19 protein-coding genes are annotated in these 21568 nt (G+C 59.1%); 4 read left to right on the plus strand and 15 right to left on the minus strand.

All coding sequences use genetic code 11. The annotated features are described in order from the left end of the window. Positions 1-15: 15 nt before the first annotated feature. Positions 16-1389 (minus strand): hypothetical protein, encoded by a 1374-nt coding sequence (locus ABFG95_RS07875; RefSeq protein WP_348995719.1) that lies wholly within the window; start codon positions 1387-1389, stop codon positions 16-18. Positions 1390-1867: 478 nt separating this feature from the next. On the opposite strand from ABFG95_RS07875, the gene ABFG95_RS07880 reads away from it, so the two are divergent. After that, positions 1868-2587 (plus strand): class I SAM-dependent methyltransferase, encoded by a 720-nt coding sequence (locus ABFG95_RS07880; RefSeq protein ID WP_231952190.1) that lies wholly within the window; start codon positions 1868-1870, stop codon positions 2585-2587. 36 nt (positions 2588-2623) lie between these two features. Here the strand turns inward: ABFG95_RS07880 and ABFG95_RS07885 are convergent, their stop codons facing one another. The 4 genes from ABFG95_RS07885 to ABFG95_RS07900 are packed head-to-tail and all read right to left on the minus strand — an operon-like array spanning position 2624 to position 6174. Continuing rightward, complete coding sequence (locus ABFG95_RS07885) at positions 2624-3817, minus strand: tyrosine-type recombinase/integrase (RefSeq protein WP_348995720.1); 1194 nt, start codon at positions 3815-3817, stop codon at positions 2624-2626. Next, positions 3814-4560 carry a hypothetical protein gene (locus ABFG95_RS07890; RefSeq protein ID WP_348995721.1) on the minus strand — a complete coding sequence of 249 codons (747 nt, stop codon included), beginning with the start codon at positions 4558-4560 and terminating at the stop codon, positions 3814-3816. Before ABFG95_RS07890 ends, ABFG95_RS07885 begins: the two co-directional genes overlap by 4 nt. Then, on the minus strand, positions 4553-5155 hold the full coding sequence (locus tag ABFG95_RS07895; RefSeq protein WP_348995722.1) for a hypothetical protein: 603 nt from the start codon (positions 5153-5155) through the stop codon (positions 4553-4555). The genes ABFG95_RS07890 and ABFG95_RS07895 overlap by 8 nt, the downstream gene beginning before the upstream one ends. A gap of 2 nt (positions 5156-5157) precedes the next feature. Then, positions 5158-6174 carry a ParM/StbA family protein gene (locus ABFG95_RS07900; protein ID WP_076515702.1) on the minus strand — a complete coding sequence of 339 codons (1017 nt, stop codon included), beginning with the start codon at positions 6172-6174 and terminating at the stop codon, positions 5158-5160. 286 nt (positions 6175-6460) lie between these two features. Between ABFG95_RS07900 and ABFG95_RS07905 the strand changes: the two genes are divergently transcribed. Continuing rightward, complete coding sequence (locus ABFG95_RS07905; protein ID WP_348995723.1) at positions 6461-7246, plus strand: DUF4942 domain-containing protein; 786 nt, start codon at positions 6461-6463, stop codon at positions 7244-7246. An 88-nt stretch (positions 7247-7334) separates the two neighbouring features. On the opposite strand, the gene ABFG95_RS07910 is transcribed toward ABFG95_RS07905, so the two are convergent. From ABFG95_RS07910 to traW, 6 genes are all read right to left on the minus strand, one after another. Next, positions 7335-7919 carry a hypothetical protein gene (locus ABFG95_RS07910; protein ID WP_348995724.1) on the minus strand — a complete coding sequence of 195 codons (585 nt, stop codon included), beginning with the start codon at positions 7917-7919 and terminating at the stop codon, positions 7335-7337. Positions 7920-8004: 85 nt separating this feature from the next. Beyond that, a complete protein-coding gene (gene traN, locus ABFG95_RS07915; RefSeq protein WP_348995725.1) occupies positions 8005-9747 on the minus strand; it encodes a conjugal transfer protein TraN in 1743 nt (580 codons plus the stop codon). Positions 9748-9754: 7 nt separating this feature from the next. Continuing rightward, positions 9755-10888 carry a hypothetical protein gene (locus ABFG95_RS07920; RefSeq protein WP_054470990.1) on the minus strand — a complete coding sequence of 378 codons (1134 nt, stop codon included), beginning with the start codon at positions 10886-10888 and terminating at the stop codon, positions 9755-9757. A gap of 418 nt (positions 10889-11306) precedes the next feature. Then, positions 11307-12059, minus strand: coding sequence for a type-F conjugative transfer system pilin assembly protein TrbC (gene trbC / locus ABFG95_RS07925; RefSeq protein ID WP_082370912.1), 753 nt, complete (start codon positions 12057-12059; stop codon positions 11307-11309). A gap of 152 nt (positions 12060-12211) precedes the next feature. Continuing rightward, positions 12212-13264 carry a TraU family protein gene (locus tag ABFG95_RS07930; RefSeq protein WP_054470987.1) on the minus strand — a complete coding sequence of 351 codons (1053 nt, stop codon included), beginning with the start codon at positions 13262-13264 and terminating at the stop codon, positions 12212-12214. Further along, entirely contained in the window at positions 13261-14001 is a 741-nt protein-coding gene (traW, locus tag ABFG95_RS07935) for a type-F conjugative transfer system protein TraW (protein ID WP_279996616.1), read from the minus strand. The genes ABFG95_RS07930 and traW overlap by 4 nt, the downstream gene beginning before the upstream one ends. A 174-nt stretch (positions 14002-14175) precedes the next feature. Here traW and ABFG95_RS07940 point away from each other — a divergent pair, with 174 nt between their 5' ends. Further along, a complete protein-coding gene (locus ABFG95_RS07940) occupies positions 14176-14697 on the plus strand; it encodes a hypothetical protein (protein ID WP_054470986.1) in 522 nt (173 codons plus the stop codon). A 1252-nt stretch (positions 14698-15949) separates the two neighbouring features. Here ABFG95_RS07940 and ABFG95_RS07945 read toward each other — a convergent pair. From ABFG95_RS07945 to ABFG95_RS07960, 4 genes are all read right to left on the minus strand, one after another. Further along, a complete protein-coding gene (locus ABFG95_RS07945; RefSeq protein WP_241137963.1) occupies positions 15950-16447 on the minus strand; it encodes a phage antirepressor KilAC domain-containing protein in 498 nt (165 codons plus the stop codon). A 758-nt stretch (positions 16448-17205) separates the two neighbouring features. Beyond that, a complete protein-coding gene (locus ABFG95_RS07950) occupies positions 17206-17637 on the minus strand; it encodes a hypothetical protein (protein WP_348995726.1) in 432 nt (143 codons plus the stop codon). 1238 nt (positions 17638-18875) lie between these two features. Next, positions 18876-19103: a hypothetical protein gene (locus ABFG95_RS07955; RefSeq protein WP_279968386.1), complete on the minus strand. Its 228-nt coding sequence runs from the start codon at positions 19101-19103 to the stop codon at positions 18876-18878. A 75-nt stretch (positions 19104-19178) separates the two neighbouring features. Continuing rightward, entirely contained in the window at positions 19179-19928 is a 750-nt protein-coding gene (locus tag ABFG95_RS07960; RefSeq protein ID WP_076515731.1) for a DsbC family protein, read from the minus strand. 161 nt (positions 19929-20089) lie between these two features. Between ABFG95_RS07960 and ABFG95_RS07965 the strand changes: the two genes are divergently transcribed. Then, positions 20090-21223, plus strand: coding sequence for a toprim domain-containing protein (locus tag ABFG95_RS07965; RefSeq protein WP_076515734.1), 1134 nt, complete (start codon positions 20090-20092; stop codon positions 21221-21223). Positions 21224-21568: the final 345 nt, after the last annotated feature.

Genomic DNA, 21568 nt, shown 5'->3' on the forward strand with positions numbered 1-21568 from the left:
AGAGATGCGTTCAGTTCAATCGTCCGGTGTCGATGGCTCACAGGGGAAGCAGTCTCGCGCGTGCTCCCAGTCTTTAGGCGGCTCGGTAATGAGGCCTAATGAGTCTGGACCGATCGCATCCAACTTGGCCCGGGCGCCGTTGATCAGATGCATGGTCTCATCCACGAATGATTTGAGGGACTCGAATTCGCAGGCAATGCGCAAAAAACGCTGCTCGCTGACCCGATAGGCACCCTTCATAAGATCGGCCGGGTCGTAGCACATTTGAAGAGCATGGTCGCCGTCCATCAGCACAATAACGTGCATTCCCTTGCTGGCGAAAAGGGACTTTACGATGGCCATATCCACCAGCACCACGATCGTCACCAGGCCTTGCATGAAAAGCCAGGAGTTGGCTGGAGACAGAGAAAGCGTGAAAGGATAAGCTGGCAGCCAGTTGGGGCTGGGGGTGAGCTGGACCGCCAGCATTTGCGGTTGGGAATAGGACGCTACCGCTGCGGCCAGCCTCTCCTCTAGATCGGCCGCCGGCCGACAAGCGATGTAGCGCAAGCCAAGTTCGGGCGCAACACTAGCCATGCCGTCATCAAAAGCTCGCGTCACGCAGGCGTTGATATCCTTGTGATAACGGGTGGAGGTCAGGTCCAGGGCGATGCGCTTGAAATTTATAAGTCCGCGAAAACTCGACGCCCCATCATTGGCGTAGAAGTCGCCAAGCTCCTGGAGTTGGCTGTGCTGCCGCTGAGCCCGCGGCCCCCGCGCGCGGGATGACTTGAACTCCACGGGTACCGGGTCCTCCCCCGCAAGCGCACAGACATCGCCGTGTCGGATGATGTTGGTCAGATCGCACAGTACGACCGGCACACCCATTCGAATGCCTAGGCACAGCGCCCGATACTCCAGGCGCAAGCCTGCCTTCCCGGAGATTGTTCCGGCATCTTGTTTGATGCGGTGCTCGCTGTCATAGAGTAGATGTTTCAACGCCTGTTGTGACTGATATACCGATGCAATGCCATCCCCAAAACAGCGCCAGAGGAACATAAGCTGGCGTATCTCTCTGATGCGGCTGTCGATAGCCGCGATGCCCGCCCTGAGCAGCCTCGCCTCGTCTTTTGGTAGTCGACTTGATGCCATCATTCGCTTGCCTTTGCTTCGAGCTAGCCTCAAGCGCGAGACGCGCCGTTCGCACTGCGCAATACGGCGGATCAACATGCGCTGTAGCGCGAGCACGGCAGCCAGTCGCTTAGGATCTGCTTGGATGGCATTCAACAGGAGACATGCTTCCGCCAGTCTGGCTCGCTCATGCGGAAATCTCATGGGGCCCACTCCCAGAGCTGCCTCTGTTTCCAAAAAAGTTGGGTTCTGCACTGCTTGGCGCCAGAAGTCCGTCATCAATGCTCCCGGGATTTCAGTTACAGCATGATAAGCCGACTGGTCAAGAGAACTCGCGGACGCGGGTTGGCAGTCGTAACTCAGTCCCCGTGTAACCGGCCGGCCGGGCCATTTTTCCGTGGCATACCCACCTCTTTGCCGCGCTGATTGCTTTCGCGGCGTTACCGTACATACATGAAGGAATGTACGGTACGCGATTTCGAGCGGTACGGCCGTACCTCCCCGCACGTGAATCCAAAGCGCTCGGCGGCGGCAGAAAACCTCTTCCCGGTCGGCATCCCGCCACCGGCTTTCCGCGGCGCCGTTTCTGCTTGCGCCATATCCACGGCGCTGCGGACGCAGAAGCGCCGGCACGATAAGCAGGAATGACGACGGCCTTGCAAAATAAGGTGGCATACATGAGGTTTATTTGCACCCACCTCAAAATGAGTTCGTGCTAGGGTTTCGTCTTCATAGACATCATGCGAGGACGACAACCGTGACCCAGCTCCTTCCCCATACCAAAAGGAAGCCATATCACCCCGTGGTGATCAATATCCTGAAGAAGCGGTCGGCGCGGGTCGTGCTTGACGCACCGTGCGGCCACGGCTGGCTGGGCAACGAACTACCTCGTGTTGAACCGGCCGCGCTTATCGACGGTCTTGGCCTTTGGGAGTATCCGGACGCTGTGCCTGCCTACAGGTGCGTCCAAGAGCACGACCTGGATGAGCCGCTGCCGGCTGCGCTCCAGGGGTATGACGCCGTAGTCTGCGGCGAAGCAATACACCTGCTGAAGAGCCCCGGAACGGCTCTGGCCGGCTTTAGGGCAGCGCTGCGGCCTGGCGGTACCCTTGTCATCACCACGCCCAACACTTGGCACGCCCGATCGCGAGGCCAATTTTTTCTGCGGGGGTTCCATTCAGGCTTTAGCCCCATGTACGGAAAAAGGCGCGGCGAATACATCACCTATTTCCCCTTCTCGTTCCCACAGCTGCACTTGATCCTGACTCAAAGCGGCTTCCGCAATGTGCAACTGCATGACGTGGACGAGCCAAAGCCGAAACGACCGCTCGAACGGCTGCTAGGATGGCCAGGCGAAGTGTATTGCCGACGAAAAGCGGCGGCGGCCGATACCGCGGAGGAGCGCGATTACTGGACTCAGGCTGGCAGCAAGCAATCGCTCTATGGACGCTGGCTGGTTGTCACCGCGCAACGATAACAACCGTGGCTGGACAGCAGCGGGCCCAGCCCGCCTCTACGAAGCCGAGCGCTCCGGAACCTCGACTGTTCCCGGCTCCAAGCCGCGAGCCATATCGAAGAAGTCGAGCTCCGTGTAAATCATTGTGGACCTGATATCGCGCTGGCGGAGCAGCTTCTGTACAAATCTCACGTCTCGACCCGCCAGCAGTTGCGTCTTCCCGAATGTATGGCGTAGCCAATGAGTGGACGCACGCCGCAACAACTCGGCGTCGGCAGTATTTCCTAATCCATCAAGATACTCTGCACACTCGGCGAACTCCTTCTTCACGATGTCCCAGAGCGTCGCTCGACGCCGTACCTCGCCCCACTGAAGCGCACCTCGACGCCCTCGGACCGATGGTCGAACGCCATTGTCCGACCGGCGCGTTCGCCCAGACAACACGAGCGCTGTCGCCTCGCCAGGTTGCGGTGCGGGCGGCAGTCCGAAGGCTTGCCTATACGCTGCAAGCTGCTCGATGAGAGCATAGGGCACCGGCACGCGGTCGACGTATCCTCCTTTGCCATGACGCACAAGAAGCGACCAGTACGTTTTCATGGATCGAGGATCGGACATGAGCTCGAAGTCCCCCATATTCGCCAGCACGACCTCCGAGGCACGCAAGCCGACCCCTTCGATAAGCTGGATCAAAAATCGGTTTCTGGCATACGTTAGTCGTGCCACGAGGGTTACATAATCCCGCTTATCCATGAGCCCGATGACTGTGTCTATTAGGTCAGGCGGAACCGCGTGGCGTGTCGGGGCTGCACGCTGTGCACCGCCGCCCAGTCCAGCCATCGGATTCTGCTTCACATGACCGGTCTGGAACCAGAACACGAAGAGCGCATGCAACACCTTCTGCGCATGCGACACCGACGTCGGCCCTAAAGGCTTTCGAAAGGGCGTCCATGCACTGTCGTGCTGAGGCAAACGGCGACGGGAGATGTGCTGGGATGCACGAGTCCGGAGGAAATCGAGGTATGCCAGCACATCCTGAAGCGTCCAATGGCTGGGCTGAACCACCCTGAACTTCTCGCAGTACCATTTCAGCCGACCCATCTCGGAACGATAGGAGCTCAACGTACGGGGACTCACTGGCGGGTTGCGCGCTTTCAGAGTCGCGAGCCAGACCTCAGCTGCCGCCCAGTCGTCGGTCACCAGACCCAGGACAGAGCGACCATCCGAGCCCCCAACAACAATATCTGCGCTCATTCGGCAGCCCTCCCACTGGTGGCCGCACGACGATAGGCTTCAAGCATTTCGCGCTCCTTCACTCTTTTGGCCTGCACTGACTCCAGTGTTTCCTTCAGCAGGCGAGCCTCTCCTCTGGACTGCTCAATTGCGTAGAGCGCGAACAACCTGTTCCCTTCTGAAAATCGCGCATTCTGGGCCAATGCCGCCCCAAGCTCGCCGTTCCTCATGAGCAGCTGATCGGCAATTTCCCTGACCGCGAGCAGCGCTACCTCGGCTGCGCGTCGCTCCTGGACTGCGATCGCCAACTCTGACCTCATCCGTGCGCAGTCCGCCTCCAAGTGCTGTATACGCGCTCGTTGGTGAGACAGTTGTACCGCGAGCGCGGATATAGCCGGATCTCGTGCTTCGCCTGTATCGTGACGTACAACACGAGCGGCATAGGGCCGCGCATCGGCTTGGCCCTCAGTGGCAACAAGGCCTGAGTATCCACTTGCGATCTCGCTTTCCACCTTCAGCTTGGCTGCGTGTACCGTCGATTGCGAGGGAGAAAACGGGGCACCGAATGCCTTTAGCATCGATCGGTAAGTGCCAGCGCCATGCAGGCGGCCAGTGGCGCTGTAGGCCAATCTTATGAATGCGACCAGGTAGGCCTCGTTTCCCTGCACCTGCGCATCGGGCAGTAGCCCGAGGCCCGAGGTAATGGCGCGAACCTGTTCATCTGAAAGCAGCGACTCTCTCCGACCGGACATTTTTCTAGCCAAACATGTTGCCCATTTGCGCTAGCGCCGCACGCTCGGCGTCGGACAGCACGTCGCCTTCGTTCGGGTCTATGCGCTCGGACTCGCCAGCGCCTCCTTGTTCCGAACCCACCGAGTCCTTCGCAGGCACCGCCGCCTCCGGTGCGACGGATACTGGGGGGGCAGCGATGGAGCGAGACTCCGGCACCGCTGGCATCGGCCTAGCCGGCGGTTGCGTCTCGCCAGCGGAGAAAGAACCTGTCGCCGCCCCCTTCTCCGCCGGCGGAAAAGCGGCACCGACTTCCGTGCCCGACCTAAGCGCCTCGATGTCAAACGCCGGCGTTCCCAGCGCCTGCGGCGGTCGGGGTGCCGGCCGTCGCGTCTCGGCTTGCAGACCGCCAGGCCCGCTTAGGGCAGCCTGCACGGCGGCATCCAGCGTACCCTGTTCGAGATGGTGCAGGAACCATTGATACAACACCCCTCGAATGAGCGGCGTCTCCTGCCGGTAGGGCAACGCCGCCAGAAAGCGCAGCATGCCCGGGCATTGCGTTTCCCTCACGATAAGCGGCATGCGCCGCTCAGTCTCGTCCGGATCGTAGATCTTCTGGTGACGCGGCATAGTCAAGCCGCCTTGACAGACGTCCGAGCCGCGCTTTGCTGCTTCAGCTGACCGACAGCAAATCGGCAGAAGCCGTTGGCAACAGCCATCCGAGGCTCCTCCAGCAGGATCGTGTGCGGCCATTTCTCGCTCAGCGTTTCCGCCAGGAATACGGCGCCGCCCCCCGCCAGCAACACCCCGTCCAGCGTGGATACCTCGCGCGACAGGAGCGTATCCGCTTCTGCAAGGATAAGCTGCGCAACAGGACGGACCGCCTCAGCCACATCCTTCGTGACGTCGACCTTCTGTCCGAAGTGTTTCACGGAGCCGGCGATCAACGCGGCATGGCATTCCCGATCACCAACGCGAATTCCCCGGTCGGCCAGTATTGCCGCCAGCCGCTTGACCGACGATCCCATGCCATCGCAGCTGCCGAAAGCTCCCGCGATATGGCGGCCATTTCGAACGAGCAAAAAGTCCGTCGTGAAATGTCCGATCTCGATGACGGCCCAGGACAGCGGCTGACCGTCGTCACCCGAGAAGCGTTCCTTCACAGGGACGCCGCTCTGATTGAGGACATGTTGGAAATAGGCGCCGGCGGGCTGGGGGATTACTTTGACGTCGGTGGCAGCGACCGATTTAGTGATCTCGGCCAGCTTGTCCTTCTGATGGTCAAACACGTTGGAGGGGGATCCGATCACGATGTACGCGTCCTCAAGACCCTTCACGCCTCTGGCCTTCAGCCGGGCCAGGGCGGAGGCTACAAGTGCCTTGTAGCCAGGCTTCTCGATCCAATCGTCGTCCATTCCGATGTTCGTTCCGCGGCCGCCTTGAAGACGAGCAGTCTCGCCAGTGAAGTAGGTCCGCCCTTCGACAGCGACCGTCTCATTCGCGGCTTCGGCAGCCGTAGCCTCGTCGGCGATGTGGAATGCTTCGCACACATCAGACGGGAAGAGGAACCGATCAAACAGGCCGGAGGCGTGAGAAACAACCTTGACCGCGCTGCGGCCGATGTCCAATCCAATGCAAGTACGGTTCATGCGCAAAAATCCCTCAGGTGGCATTGATCAATGGGCAGTACACACTGCACCAATGAGCGAATCCTAGGCATCGATGCAAGCGGCTACAAGAGCGCGCGCCAAAAAAGCGATTTGAGCATCGGAATGGATTGCACAATCCAAAACGATTGCCGCCTCGCGATGGCAAGCAGCGACTCGCGTCGGCACCGATGAAATTGCGAATTGCGTCCTCCACCGCCTCATGATTACCACCCTTTCTCCACTTGGAAGCCGTCGCATTGCGACAAAACCTACTTTGGAGAGAGTTATGGACTTGGTGAAAAGCGTCAGCATTGGCAATCTATTGAACCAGCGAGAGGCAGTTCTGCAACGTCTGCGCTCAGCTCGCGATCTGATCGAAGAGGCACGCAAGATCGCGAGCGCTGCGCATCTAGGCTGCGTCGAGGACATGTTCTCGCCAGGCCGCTATGGTTTCGCGGGCAATTTCCTAACGGGTGACTTCGGGAATGTTGAACGATGGATCGATAAGGCAGGGTGGGAGTACCTGATGGCGGAAAGCGGAATCCGCACTTTTATGGACTCCGCAACCCGCCAGCGGTGGGCCGAGGCGATGAACAAAGAGGAGATCCCTCCTCTCACCGTGGATGTCATCGCCTCCACCTTCGGGCAGCTGTACGAAAATCGGCAACAGATGTTCGAGAATGGCGTGGTCGAGATATTCCGGCGGCTGAGCTGGAACTACAAGACCAACGAGCCATTCAAGTTTGGGCGACGAATCGTCTTAAGCTACATCCTTCAGTCTGATCGTTGGGGTGGCGCATATCCTCGGAACTGCGATCAGCTCGATGACCTGGAACGTGCGCTCTATGTTTTGGACGGCAAGCCAGAGCCCGACCACCGGCAGTCGATCGGCACTATCGTTCGAAGCAAGATCTACGGAAAGGAATGGAGTGCGGAAACCGACTACTTCGCACTTCGCTGGTACAAGAAAGGATCGGCTCATGTCACTTTCAAGCGACCAGACTTGATTGGCAAGCTGAATTCAATTCTTGCGGCGCGCTATCCGAACGCCTTGGCGTCCGACACGCGCTGACACACCAACCCACGGCCTCGCCGTGGGTTTTTTTTCGGCAAAAAAAAACCCGAACCGAATGGTTCGGGCGTTTTAGGCTTGCCTCCGGCTATCGCGCGCCGTTAGCCGCGGCCGAGCGCTTTCGTTCCTTCAGCGTGCTGCACGATGGCCGCAGATCACTACCACGATGCAAGTCGGGGTCGGCGTTATACACCTGGTACGGCGCCTGGCCAAACACTCCCGCCGGCATTTTTGCCACTACAACCTGGTCGCCGACATCGATGCAGTTAATGCGCAGCATCATTTCCAAATACTCTCCCGGGACCGGTACCTCAGCAACCGTCTTGCCAGCATCGGCCACCACAATCACGGGCGGCGCTCCACGTGTGCTTGCGGTGATCAGATCGGCGATGATGCCTACTGCCCCCAGGGCCAGCGAGCCCTGGCCCACCGACATTCCAGCATAGGCGGTCGCAGCTGCTCCAATACCGGCGTCACCGACCATATCACCAGCAGCTCTCGCAAGGCTGGTGACAGTGCCATCCTTCTCGGTCACGCGAATGTCGACCATGGTTCCCTTAGCAACCACAGGCGCCCCGGCGACATACTCCTTGCCGTCCTTCACCTGCACACTGGTGTTGGCGCATCCGACGAGTGTCAACCCCAGGAAAAACGAGAAAATAAACCGCTTCATAGCTCCTCCGAAAGTATGTCAAATCGTATCAAACTTTTCAGTACAGCAACCGATTGACATACGGTCGTTTACATTTGATGGTGGCTTAGGGAGCAACACCCAGGGCCTTCTTGCAGTCGCCGTCTGGCATACGGGTCCAATCTCCGCCGACCGCCTCCAGCGCTTTACGGCAACCGGCGGCGACCGCATCTTCCGTCCAGGTCCCGGACTTCGCCTTGTTCAGGTCGAACTCGGCGTATTGCGTTTCCACCGCGGCCATGACGTCTACCAAGAACTCGGACAGGTCGATCTGAGAAAAGTCGATTTTCTCCAGCTCGGCCGGCGTGAACCCATCGCAGGTCGGATCCTTTTCGTCGCCCCAGCCTTTCCCTAGCTGCGCCCGCCCCTGTTCATTGATGATCCGAGCAAGTTTGGAGTTGTAGCAGCAGTAAGACTGCTTGCGCGTCGCGCAGGCGCCCAGCACCTTTTTGGAGCACCAAGAACCAATTCGGTCAGTACAAAGCCCCGCGTCGCGTTTCAACGCCAGTTCCATCTCCTTCTGATCGCAGCTCATGACTTCCATGACGAACTGCATGGCGATGGCGAATGCAAGCGCATAGGGGTTGAAATACAACGCCGGGAAACCCGTGCCGGCGCCGCCGGCGAGCAGATAGCCCTGAGTGCCCAAGAACGCTCCTGTACCTCCGATGGAGACCCCGTACATCCCAAAGCTGGGGCCACTGCCTAGCCAGTTGGCAATGCCCTCAGATGCGGCCTGGCTCGTATTGGTGACCATCGAGCCCATACCGCTTGAGAGCCAGCCTACCGCGTCCGATGAGCCATACAGCATGTCGAAAACATACTTCGAGCCCGATCGAAGCGCAGCGCCACCGGCGGCGGAGAACAGTTCAGTGGCGAAAGCGTTGTTCGACTTTGCGCCGCCCTTCTTCGTACAACAGTTCTTGAGACCGAACCCTCGCGCTGAGCGACACGACTCGCCCACGCCGCCGAAGATATCAAGGCCGTCGGGGTTATAGACACCAATTTGGCGCGCGATTTCCATGTCAGCTACGACTTGTGCGAAATCGCCGTCCGGTTCCCACCCCGACTCGAAGCAGATGCCGCCAATGCAGATCGTGTTATCGCCGCAGTATTCGTACTCGCGCTGCTGACCCCGCTTTACCAAGCACCGATACTCCATCTCGTATTCCACGCATCCGATGCCTGGCAAGTCCGTGATGCACTGACGCGTGTATGCTGTGCACTCAGACCTGTCGCGCAATGGTTGGCACGTATCGGCAATGTTGTCGGTGATGCACGTGTAGTCCCGCTGCCATTTCCAGCATCCACCGACCTCGGCTAAAGTCACCTCATAGCTGTTGATCACCTTGGAAGGCGAAGTGTCCACGCACACTCGACGGTTGAGCTCGCAGCTCTTCACGCCTGTCTGGCCCGCTTCTTTGCTTGGATCGACGCAAGCGTCGATCCAACCGTCGGGGCTGCATACCGATACGCCGTCCTTGGTCATGTAGCTGACGCACTGCCGCTCTGGGATGGTGTTACCTGGGCAAGAAGAAATGGGCGGACTGGCGGCCGCCGACGCAGCCATGGCAGTCGCCTTCGCCCGCATGGCCATCGGATAACATGCCTCCACCATTCCATCGGCGGTACAAACCGTCTGGCCCTGCTCGTTGGTCGTCGTTGCTTGACACCGCGACTCCCAGACTTCACCGACCTCGCATCTCAACGGGACTGTCGGGTGATCGAAGGGATGTTTGGCGGCCGTCGCGGCCGCCGGCAACAGCACCATGCATGCCGCGGCAATCCATACGGTCGAAATCAGACGCATAGAAGCCTCACTTCACTGCTGCGGCAAGGGCCGAGCAGTTGTTGTTCCACTGGACGGAAACTCGGCGCTCCGGCACGCAGAAGTTGTACTGAGAGTAATCATGGATGTCGGGATACCCCGCGCCGCCCCTGATGTGATAGTTGTTGAAGCGGAATGTGCACTGGTCAATGACCTGTGAATAAACGACAAACCACTCGCCGCAATTGCCGTTTGCACCGCACCGATACCCCTGCGTCATCGCCGTCTGAGCGCCGTAAATCGAGATGCGCTCGGTCTTCGTCCCAAAGTCGGTGACTTCGCACGGATAGTCCATGCCGGCATCTCCGCCGCTGTTGCACGTCTCCCAGTGCGTCCCGATCGGAACGTGGTAGCCCGTCACATCAGCCCAACCCTGCTTCGGATTGACGGTTATCGTCCAATCGGGGGCCTTCGAATTTGCCACCACTCGGACATACTCCGCATCCGGCAGTACCTGGTCATAGTAGATCTGGACCGTGGGTTCCTCGGTGCATGACTTCTCCGCGATCACGTTGGCTTCTGTGCAATTCTCTGTCGCGTATTCGTCGGGCTCCGTCACCACGCGCGTTTCGCAACCCTTTCCAGTCGAGTCGTCCGAGATGGGAGGCGGCCCGAAGTTGCACACCGGATCTAATGGATCATTGCAAGGCTCGACAGTTACGCGTCCGCGATACTCGCCGGCGAGAAAGTTGATTCCCTCGCACTCTTGGTCAAACACCTTCACTTGATCGGATACAGCTTTCTGTCGTTGCTCAGCACTCATTCGATCCCATTGGCCCGGAGCAAGATATGCCTTGGCACTCTCCACTGGATCGAACCCTTCTCGGTCACATGTTCCCCCCGAATACGTCTTGCTCTGGGTGATGCGCCCGACGCCAATGTTCATCATGTCGCCATAGCCTCCCTGGTAGTCGCTCTGCTGCTTGACGTCCTTCTTCGTGAATGGCAGCTGCGAAGCGGTTTCCTCGCTAATCGACGACGTTCCCTCCTGTTGCCGTTGCGCTTTTCCGAACGCAACGCCTGCGTCATGAGCGGCTTGTCCGATCTGAGCATGCGCACCGCAGCTGGCCGCGACCAAGCACGCACCCAGCACAACCTTTCGCATAACGGCCTTTGCTTCCATCACTTCCCCCCGATCGACGAGCTCATGAACGGGCCGCTCTCCATACCCCTGGGCCCATCGAGGGGAGGCTCGCCGTCAGCGCATATGTTCAGTTGAATGCTCGGTAATTGCACATCGACGAGAGTCCCGGCCAAGGTCGGGACGCCACCTTGCCGAATGTCTACCTGGAGCCGTGCACACCCCTCCTGCGCCAACGGACGGACTACCCGGACTTGCACATTGACCGGCTGCGTTGAACGTGTCGCCGCCTTGATGGCAGCAGCGTGCGGGCCGCCCAGTTCGCCAAGAACCTCACCGCTTGGCGCCTTCAAAGCGGAAATCAATAGTTCGGTATCGAGGCCCGGCAATACCTGCTGACTCAACACGGGCGCGTGTACCGCGACGAACGCGGACAACACGAAGGCTCGCGCACAAGTCTTCATCGCTGACCTCCCGGCGGTGCCGCGGCTTCCCTCTGCTTCAAGATCGCCGAGCGCCACGTCCTGGCCGCGTCCGCCACTGCCGGCGATGAGCTACGCCGCTGCATGACATCGAGCGCTGCGACGATGGACAGATCGCCTTCCACCTTACCGTACAGGCTGCGAGGTGAGCAGGAGGACGAAGCGCCTTCAGGGCAGCCCTCCTCCAGTGCGGAGGCTGCCCCAGTGAGCACGACAGTCGGCACGGCAGTCACATTAAACATAGAAAACAGATTGGGATTGATCTCCCATGTGGCGCCTGCGGGATTCACGCTGGCCGCCGCTGTCTGCGTCGCGGAGAGTCGGCTTTCCTTCATGCCCCGCAGCACGAGTGTCGCTCCCGCTTCCTTTGCCTGGGCAGCGAGATTCTCCAAAACGCTTTCGGGCATCGAGAACGACACAAAGACAATGAGGGCATTCTCGGGCACAGCACCATGGCCGCCTTCACCTTGTGCCATTCCCATCGCCCTGCCTTGGGCCCGTTCGAAATCTGCGATAGCTTTGTCGAGGCCCTGCACTCGCGCCCGCGCCTCCTCCACATCGGATCGGTAACGCTGACGTTCAGCTGCCGACGCAGGAGCATCGAAATTCTTCAAAGATGGTGCGAGCTTGGTCCCTTCCTGTCGAAGTGCTTCTTGCGTAGCGCGACGGAAGCTCTCTGTTGTGGCATTCATATCTGCCGCACCCGGCATTTCAAGTTGAATCGCCGGCATATCCTCTGGAACCGAGCCCAGAACCTGCGCTCCTGCGCCTACGTGCAGCGATAGGGCTATAGCCAGGCCGGCACGCGGCGCGAATTTGTGTCCAATCACTTTTTGACTCGCTCAAGAAAAATCGAATAGGTATGGCGGATCAGCCCTGCGCATCACGGCCAGGCGCCCGAGCAGCAGTCCCGTTTCCGAAAAATTCCATAACCGAAATCTCGGTACTTCCCGCTGGGCACTTCGACCCCCTCCTCGGCGAGGAGCGTGGATCGCCCGATGGGGCCGCAGCAAGTGCCATCGATCTTTTTCGTTTGGGGCACAGGCCATAGTCTCTGGAACTTGTATTGGCGCTTATCCATGATTGGCTGCCAGTACCCGGCCTGCGAGCAGGAAGCGTCCTCGCCATAGTGCGCAGCCATGGATTTGAACTCGTGCTGCCATGCCAGCATTCGGGTGCTCAACAGCCGCGACGTCGCGTCGTTGCTGACGTGCGGATAGACCCAGCCGGTATAGGGATATATGCTGCCCCATGCGCCAGCAGTCCAGAAAAGCTCCGGTCTCGGAAAGTCCACCAGTGCGGCGACCGCATCAACTGTGCCAGCGGCTATACCCGCCATATTCGCTACAGCGAAGGAGATCGGATTCATCGTGGTCGAAAGCTCCCAGTCGTCATAGGCTGGGTCCACTTCTGCCGGCCACGCCGGGCTGATGCTTCCTTTGGTGAGGCACCCCGCGTCAAGTAGGACATCGAGCACGTACATTAGCGGGTTGGTGTAGCCATGCACCCAACGGAACGTCGAGCGCGACAAGGGGCCGATTCCCGCGGTTTCCTTGTGGCTGGTCATACCAACTTTGTTGTCGTTGATGCCCGCGTTCAGTCTTACTCCTCCGAGCAGAGGAAAACACCAAGGAACGGTGGTGACGTCGGTCATGTAGACCATCTCCCAGAACGACGTGGGAACTCCCACCTGAGGCGGACTCTTGCAGAAGCAGAACGCGTTGTTGAAGCCCGTGTCGAAATCCTCACCGCCGCGCTTGAGAAGGTCCTGCCCAAAGAGCCGAATCGGGTACACGCACGACCAGCAGTAGGCGGTAATCGGATTTGGAAACTCCCCTTCGCAGGTCAGAGAGTCCGCGTTGGCGGACAAGGCGCTACAAGCGAGGGCTACCGCGAAAACGGCTCGCCTGAACGCCCTTCGGAATTGGCTACTCATTTGCCCACCTCATCGGCCTCGTCGGGCGGCATCCCGATTTCTCGAATCTCCAGCACCTTTCCTTGCTGCGACACCAATGCGGGAACGCGGTCGATTCCAAACCGCGTCGTGACAGCGCCGCCCAAATCGAAGTAGACGCGCGTACCCCATTTGCGCATCAGCTCCATGTACGAGCCCCCCACAAGAATCACCTTGTCAGCGGGCGCGGCATCGCGGTGAATACGCGCGAGCTCCACTTGCCGATCGTCCCGTGCGTCTATGAAAAGAAGCCGCTTGGACCACGTCGCGAAATCCAGCGGATTCACCGAGACGCCTGCCGGCACCATGATGGCCCCGTTCTCGTCGTAGACGGTTTCGGTGAATGTCTTCGTCGGATCGAATGTGCGCACTCGATCTTCGGCCGCCGTGGAGATGCCCGGGATTGGAGCCGGGTTCTCGATGCTATCGATGTACTCGTCTCGATACTGCTCTTGGCGCCGCTTCAACTCGCCAGTCCTTTCCATTTCGCGGAGCTTGTCTTTCATCTGCTCGACCCCGTCCTGCTCCTCGATTTCCCATGATCGGCCGTAGTTTCCGAGGTCGTCGGCAAATGCACTGCAAGCCATCGATAGCGTGAGAAGAGCCGCAATTGCATTTAGCGCTGGTGAACGCCGTCCCGGCGCCCCGATTCCGCTTAGTGCTGCGCTTTTGTGATCCATAACGGTCAGCTGCCTGTTAAAGGTTTTGTCGCGCTTCATCTTGAAGGCGGTCCACAGCTCTGCGTTATACCATTCTGAACGTTTTTATTGCACCTACCAATGTTGATTTTTGATCGCGCTGCGTTTTGAAGAATGACACCGCTGAATGAATGCCACCTGTCACTACTGGGTCGTATAGGGCGTACCTCGCCCACCCAGTACGGGAGAGTCGGCATGTCACAATCGAAATTGGTTCACAACGCGGTAAAAGGTCTGTTCACGCAGGCGCTGCCCGGCTTGGTTCAACAGGCCAGCAGCGACCCGCATTTGATGGACGACGCGATCGAGCTCGCTTTAATGCAGCTCGGTTATGTGGACATGGTGTCTGTGTTCACTTACGCGACGGCGTACGTCATGACGGAGGTCGAACCGTCCGACGTGTATCACCGCATTGCTGCGGAGTACCGGGACGAAGACGCTATGCGCGTCCTCGATCTCCACGTCAACCTGCTCCGGTTCGGAGATGCTCTTTCTTTTCAGGGTCGCCTGGTACACGCGCAGGGGGACTGGGAGGCGGTTGAAGGAATTCCGCTTCAACCGCACCTGGGGGTTTGGCTGAACAGGGCGAAGAACCTGCTTCTTTCTTACTCTGAAGGACGCCTCCAGCTCTTGCTTGCTCCACTGTCGCCCTATCTCGACCTGGTGGTGGACACGTACAAGAGCCATCTTGTGGCCCAAGCAGAGACCTTGCAATGAGAGCGATAGATCTATTCCATCGCCCCACCAATCGTCCTCGCGAGGTGATCATCGACGATCGCGGCTTTGTTCTTCCGATCAGCCGCACTCGGCGTCTTGTCGCCCGAGAGCGTCCAGATTGGGTACACGTTATGCACTCCGAGGACGACGCGAATTACATCGACAGCCTCGCACGGCTCATTCGCGAGAGTGCTTCAATCGCACGGAACTCTGCATCTTCGGGCACCGCTCAGTGCTCCGCGACGCAGTACGAGTTGGATCTCCATTGATCCCGCTAGTTGAGGCCTCTTCATTACGAAGAGGCCTCTTTTTTTTGGTCCGGCAGGCGTACGACTGTAGAGCCCGACAATCATTAACTCGATTGAGACTCCAGTGCGGCATCTCGATCATCGGCCGCCGCACCCTCGAAATCCGCAATGTATCGGACCACGAACTCGGCAGCGGAGGAAACCGTGGACAGCTTTGTCGCCACGACACGTTGCTCCACATCCCGCGGCACTTCTCCCTCCAAGTACCGGCGATCCACAGATACAACGATGTAGGCACTGCCTAGCCATCGAATCTCCAGCCTCGACCGCCATTCTAGGACGCCAAGCGAGCCGTCCAAGCGAAGCGTGTTCGCCTGCCATCTGGATCCGAACTCACGAGAAGTGAGGACCAGCCCCCCTACCTTTATCCGTGCTAGTCGAAAAGCGGCCAGGGCCCATGCGTCGCTCTCGGTCGCGCAGGGGCCGGCAATAGTCAGCCCGAAGCTACCAATATCCCTTACCCTATGCGCATAGAAACCAAATCCTTGCCCTGGAGTCGATATCGGATTTACCGCAACTCTGCACGTGCCCCGCAACTCCGCTATTGCCTGCGTTTGTGCGATCGTCAACTTTGCGAGCGGCGCGTCCCCGCCAAATAGCAGTTCACATTCTTCTGTCATCTTAAAATCGGATCGTTTCCGTTCGGACCTGTTTTGAATCGGTTAGTGCGTCTCGTCGGCACCGCTTCGTCTGGCAGAGACCCATCAGGCCATCCCAGCGTGTCTAACGTAGGCCACGCCAACTGGACACACACGCGCAGGTCGGCAATCCGCATGGCCTCGTTCCGCGTCACTGGTCGACACAGCTCACCCATGATCTGTGCGTACGCCAGGATCAGCCGCATTGCTTTCTCCGAGTGAACCCTTCGGAGCCGGGCGATAATGTCCTCAGAATGACGCGTGCTCTTGATCAGCCACGCCGAGTACAGGAAAACAGCACGGTCTTCAGACAGTGGGTAGGCCATGCAGCAACTTCTGTCCCAGGGTCACCATCTCACGTCTTCCGACAGACGTAATCATGGTCTGAAAAACCATTTTCCGTTCGGACTGCAAGTAACGCTCCACGCGCCAGAACCATCCCCGGTGAAAGCCCTCCTCGGTAGGCCTGTTGTGACGGTATGGATCGGCGGATTCCATGAGAAGGCCGTGCGCTCTTAGCGTTGCAAACAACTCAAGTTGCTTCATCTGAAGCTCCGCCGCCACTTCCGCCACGGTAAAGCAATCCCGCTGCTCTTTTGGTGTGCGATCTCGCCGTCGCTTCCATTCTGCGACGGCTGATTCGGTCCAGTAGCGCGTTCCCTTTGCTTGATGCGTCGGCGCCGGAAAAGTTTCGTCCCGAAGTGCGTCTCCAAGCTCTTTGGCTTGGAGACCTGTCGCCTCGCAGACTTCTTGTTTTGAAAGTAGACGCTCCATCTGAATCACCCTCAGGAGAACTGCCACCATGCGCAACCGCCAACCGCGCGCATAAGTTGGCGCGAGGAGCCCTGTACCACGATCACACCACTTCGCGTGATGAATGTGCGTCCTTTCGCGTAAGGCAACCAGAGAACCGGACGCGCATGACATGCGTCCGCGACCCCGACAACCTGCGCGATAGGATTTCGCTCAAAAAACCTGCCCGACGCGCGACGCACCTCAGGCCTACCGAAAATGCGTAGCAACCATGACGTGCGCCGAATGCTCTCGTATGACTTCACTTCCACGACCCACCGTTGGCCATGCGCATCGGTAAGAAGAATATCTGCATCGCCGTGGCCCGGGACGGGGACGTTCTTTGTCAGCGTCCAGCCAAGTGGCAACCTGATGGTGAGCCTGCGCGCGGCTGCCCGTTCGATTCTGCGGCCTCGCCAGCTGTAGTACCTACGTCGCACCGCGCGTACGATGACGACATAGCAGCAGACCAGAGCGGCAAAAGCCGCGAGAGCAGCCCAGGGGCCCGCCGGCAGGAGCTCAGTCATCGTGTTCCGCCATATTCCGCAGACCTCCAGCCGCTATCGGGCCCCGCATTGCTGATCGGACCGAAGCGCTCAACCTGGTGGGGTCGATCACGGTCGCTCTATTGAATATGGCTGCCCCGTAGATGTCAGCCAAAGCCCGAACTTCAGCCGAAAGCGTAACGCCGTCCGATTCGCCGGCTTCCCGCCACGCATTGATCACCGCTTCCAGTTCACTGATTCCAATCGAGCGCATCATCGCCTCTGCTAGTGGAGCTTGGACCCACTTGTAATTCGTTCCCATGAAGGGGAAAAGATCGTCTTAACTTCCACCTCCTGAAGCTGGTACTTTTCCGCAATGGCGTCTATCGCAGCTTGGTGGCCTGCAAATACTCTTGCGCGCAGCCGAAACAACGCTTCGCGCGAAAGCAGCCCGGCCTTTTCTAGCGCGTCGGTGTAACCCTCCAACTGATATGTCGAGCAAATCACCCCATGCACGTTCTCCTCCTTTCCCTGCTCCGCCTGAGCTTCGTAGGCGTTCAGCCACGACAAGGCAAGTGAGATCGCAGCTTTGCAGGTCTCCCCCAAGGGTTCCTGCGCGATTGGATAGAAAGCATCTTTGACGCGTCGAATCGCGGTAGCGAGGTCGGCCTCGGGTGGTCCCATCACCGCTTTCGCACATATGCCAGTCTTGCTCATTTTTCGGCTTTCCCAGCCCGAATACGACATGCAAGAGAGGGATGAAGAAGCACTTCACGCGCTCGCTCTGCCGCATACCTCACCTGCGCGGTAAGTTGCAAAGGCCGCGTCGACGGCTCGATGAGCCGCCCAGGAGTCACGACAAGCTGAGCTCCCTCTTTTTGATCAGGCATCCTATTCTCCTTCTGTCCGTCAGCACGACTCGCCAGTTACCGTGAACTTCCACCAGCCAAGGCTTTTCTCTGCGCCGCCCAACCAATCCACGACTAGCCCCTCCCGACCGAGCGCCCCCCGGTCCAACCGGCTCGCGGCAGTCTGCAACGGGTAAAGGCCAAGCTGTCGGGATGCAGTGGCACTAAGATCCTGATCGTCCACGTGCCAACAGAAGCCCTCCGCATTTGCGAGCACGATGGCCTGCGCTGCATCATCACTCGTGATGGGTAGCAGCTGTTCACTGCATGCAGGCCAGAGCCTGCGAAGAAGGTCACGGGAGACGATTGGGAGCAGCGAGCCGCTTCGAGCCATGAGTCTCATTGTCCGGAGCCTCCAGTCAGTGCCCGCAAGCGACGAAGCTCCGAGCTCAGCACCGCAAGAGCCGCGTACTTATCTGGCACCGACTGGGGAACCAAGAAAGTGGTTGCCACCAGTTCATCGGCGGCAAACTCGGCCATCGCGACTTCTCTCGACGCGAAAGTACCTTTCTGGATGTTCGCAGCCACCGGGGAGTTTTCGAGCGCCCGAACCTCCCGGGCTAGTATCGAAAGGGCGCGGTACTTTTCACCTCCGCCGCCGAGTGCGTCAGTCCCGCCACCGACGGGAGGAAGTTGCTCGGCAAGCTCAAGTGCACGCTCAACCGACATTCCAAGCAAGTGACAAACGAGGTTGGTCTCTGCTTTCGAAGCCCTCGGGGTAAGCGCTCGGCGAGGGCTAAGCACTTCCGAGCTCCCCAATCGGAACGCAGAACCCAGCCGCTTCGGCTTGAGCAGCGTGAGCACGCAAAATGGCCACTTCAACCGTCCCCCCCTTCCCGTACGCGGGATATTGGTTGTTGTCTCCAGCCAGATTGACCGGCCGAACCTCCCACTCTCCGCTCTCCATAGGCGCCAGAGTGACCCCACCCTGGAACCCGGCAAGAAAGGCGAGTGCCGCCAACACCTCGCAATCGGAGGTCTGCTGCCCTCCCGCCCGCCCGCATGTTGTGCGTTGGCTTTCCATGGTCATATGAGCGTCCTTTACCGCTATTGGCCCGAGCAGGTCACTACCGCGGCGCTGAGGATATGCGCGTCGGCGAAACGCTTGGTGAACGTCAGGCGCTCATGCTTGCCTTCGCGGCCCGTTTCCCCGTGGAACACTGCGACGGCCTCCCGGCGGAGATGGCAATTGTCCGGTTGGGTGGCCTGAGTTCCGTAACCCACGAACACGGCACGGCGTCCCGAAGGCAATGTGATTGGCAATTCAGCGTTCATAGCTCTCTCCAGTGCTGACAAAAAAACTGCTTTTCCGGTGCCGCAGCCGCGGGCGACGGCACGAAAAAAGCAGCTTTACTGTGCGGCCTTCACCCGGTTGCTCGCGTTTAGCCACGCGTCGAGGTCGGCCGGAGCCAAGGCGCCTGGCTTCGTGGATCCGTCCATTCCGATGAGATACGGGGTGCCCTGGATGTTCAACTTGCGCCCCAGTTCCACGTTGCGCGCCACGGGGTTGTCGCACTGACCGGCGTTGTCAGGCTGAGCGCCACGAGCCATGTAGGCGTCATAGGCCGCCCCGCGCTCGGACTCTCCAGCACACCAGATCTTCCGGGCCACGAGGTTCGCATTGGGGTGAAGGGAGTCCAGGGGAAACAGGAAGGTGTAGATGGTGACGTTTCCAACCTGGGCGAACGCCTGTTCCAGGCGCTGGCAGTACGGGCAATCCGGATCGGTGAACAGTGCGACCTTTCTCTCGCCCTTCCCGATCACGCGAGCGAACGCATCCTGCATCGGCAGCGTATCCATCGCCACCTTCGTCAGCTCAGCCCGACGGGGCGACGTGAGATCTGCACGGCCCACCATGTCGTAGAGATTCCCGAAAAGGAAGTAGCGGCCGGTCTGCTCCACGTACACGAGATTCTTGCCCCACACGACCTCGAATATTCCGGGCACGGGTGATTCCGTCACAGTGCCGAGCGGGGAACCCGGGTACTTGGCTTCCAGCGTCGCGCGCACCTGGTCAGCGGCGGGCGACGCAGCTGCGGCGCCCCCGAGTAGAGAAGCAACGAGCGTGATGCTCGCGCGAAGTCCAAATCGTTTTCCCACGTCCTGTTCCTATGGAGTAATAGACATTTAGCAATATTATTGCGATGAGCGCATTTTATCCATACCCCATGATGTCAATTTTTGCATGCCACCGGACGATGTGCGTCACCTCGCCGCAATAGGTCATTACTCGCCACGGCGAGCACATAGGAGTGGGAATCATGAGTGAAACAGTCGATTTCGACGGACTTAAGCAAAAGCTCCCTGTTGCCGCGTTCTTTGAACAGGTAATGGGACTGAAGGCGAAAGCGATGCACTCGGACTCCATTAGGTTCTCCGGGTGCCCTGCTTGCGGTCTGGGACCTCCAGAGTCGGTGAGGACGAGTGTCAAAACAACCGGTGGAAAAACCCGTTGGCATTGCTTTCGCTGTGAAGAGGGCGGCGACGTCATCGACGCCGCGGCCTTCTATTGGCAGCTTGAGGTGCCCGAAGCGGCGCGGCGACTCGCGGGTGGACTACCTTCGATGGGTAGCACCATTCGAAAGTGGCACATCCGCGCAACCGAGGCCAAATCCAAGGAGACTCCACGCGATGAAGCCGCCTTGCGCGAGGTATTCGCGCATATTCGGGGGAGCAAGTTGCCTCCGGACGGTCGAGTGATGGAGTACCTTGCCGGCCGCGGCATCACCGCTGATGTAGCAAAGGAAGCGATCAAGCGAGGTGTGCTGGCCACGTTGCCGGGTAATCCGGCACGTGCAAAGGAATGGCTGTTCGACGTTGTCGGGCACGAACTCCTGGTCAAGAGCGGAATGTTGAGACCTGATTCCAAGGTCCCAGCAATCTGCTATCGGCCGCTGGCCTGCTTCACCCATAACGCGCGTTCCGCTGAGTTCCGATTGATTCGGAAGCCCCAGAGCGCAGAGGAGGTGAAGCTGCTTTTCTACGGCCCCATGTTTCCCTACTTTTGGGCGAACGAAGGCTCGAACGACTACACCATCGTTGAGGGTCCAATCGACTTGCTGTCGTCGATTGTTTTGGGCACGAAGAAGAACGTAATCGGCGTTCCTGGCGCGGGCCGTTGGCGTCCTGAGTGGTTCAAGAACCTTTCGGGGAAGTCAGTCCTTCTGGCTGTCGACGGTGATGAAGCTGGCCAGCGTGCTGTGCATAAGGCCAACGGCCTTCTGAAGGTCATGACCGACGTCGGGGCCAACGTGAGCGTGCTCACTTATCCCGAACCGTTCACGTCGGTCACACCGGAAGAAGACTGGGATGTAAATGGCTTTCTCCAATGGAAGTTGTCTCAGCTGCAACAGCAGCAAAGGAACTCATCATGCGGCGAACCCAGTACCCGATAGTGAGCAACATGCCAGCCGACTATGCCAAATTCCGATTTGACGTTAGGGTTGGCTATGCGGTCTACGTGCGGAAAGACCATCAGGCCGCAATCGCCTTCTCAGGGCGAAAGAGAAAGCCTGACTTTCACCGCGCGTACCAAAGCGCCGAAGCAATGCGTCTTGACGTCGACGCCTATGTCGAGGAAATGGAACGCAAGGCAAAGGTTGCCGCCGCAAAGCTGGAGCATGCGACTTCGAACCAAGTCGGAGACATCTACCAGGCTGTTTGGGGAAGATCGACGAAAGACGTGGATTACTACCAGGTAGTGTCCATATCGGGAAAGTCGCTTTTGTGGCTTCGACCGC

It is taken from the genome of Achromobacter sp. HNDS-1 (assembly GCF_040084795.1).
Classification (GTDB): Bacteria; Pseudomonadota; Gammaproteobacteria; order Burkholderiales; family Burkholderiaceae_B; genus Achromobacter; species Achromobacter ruhlandii.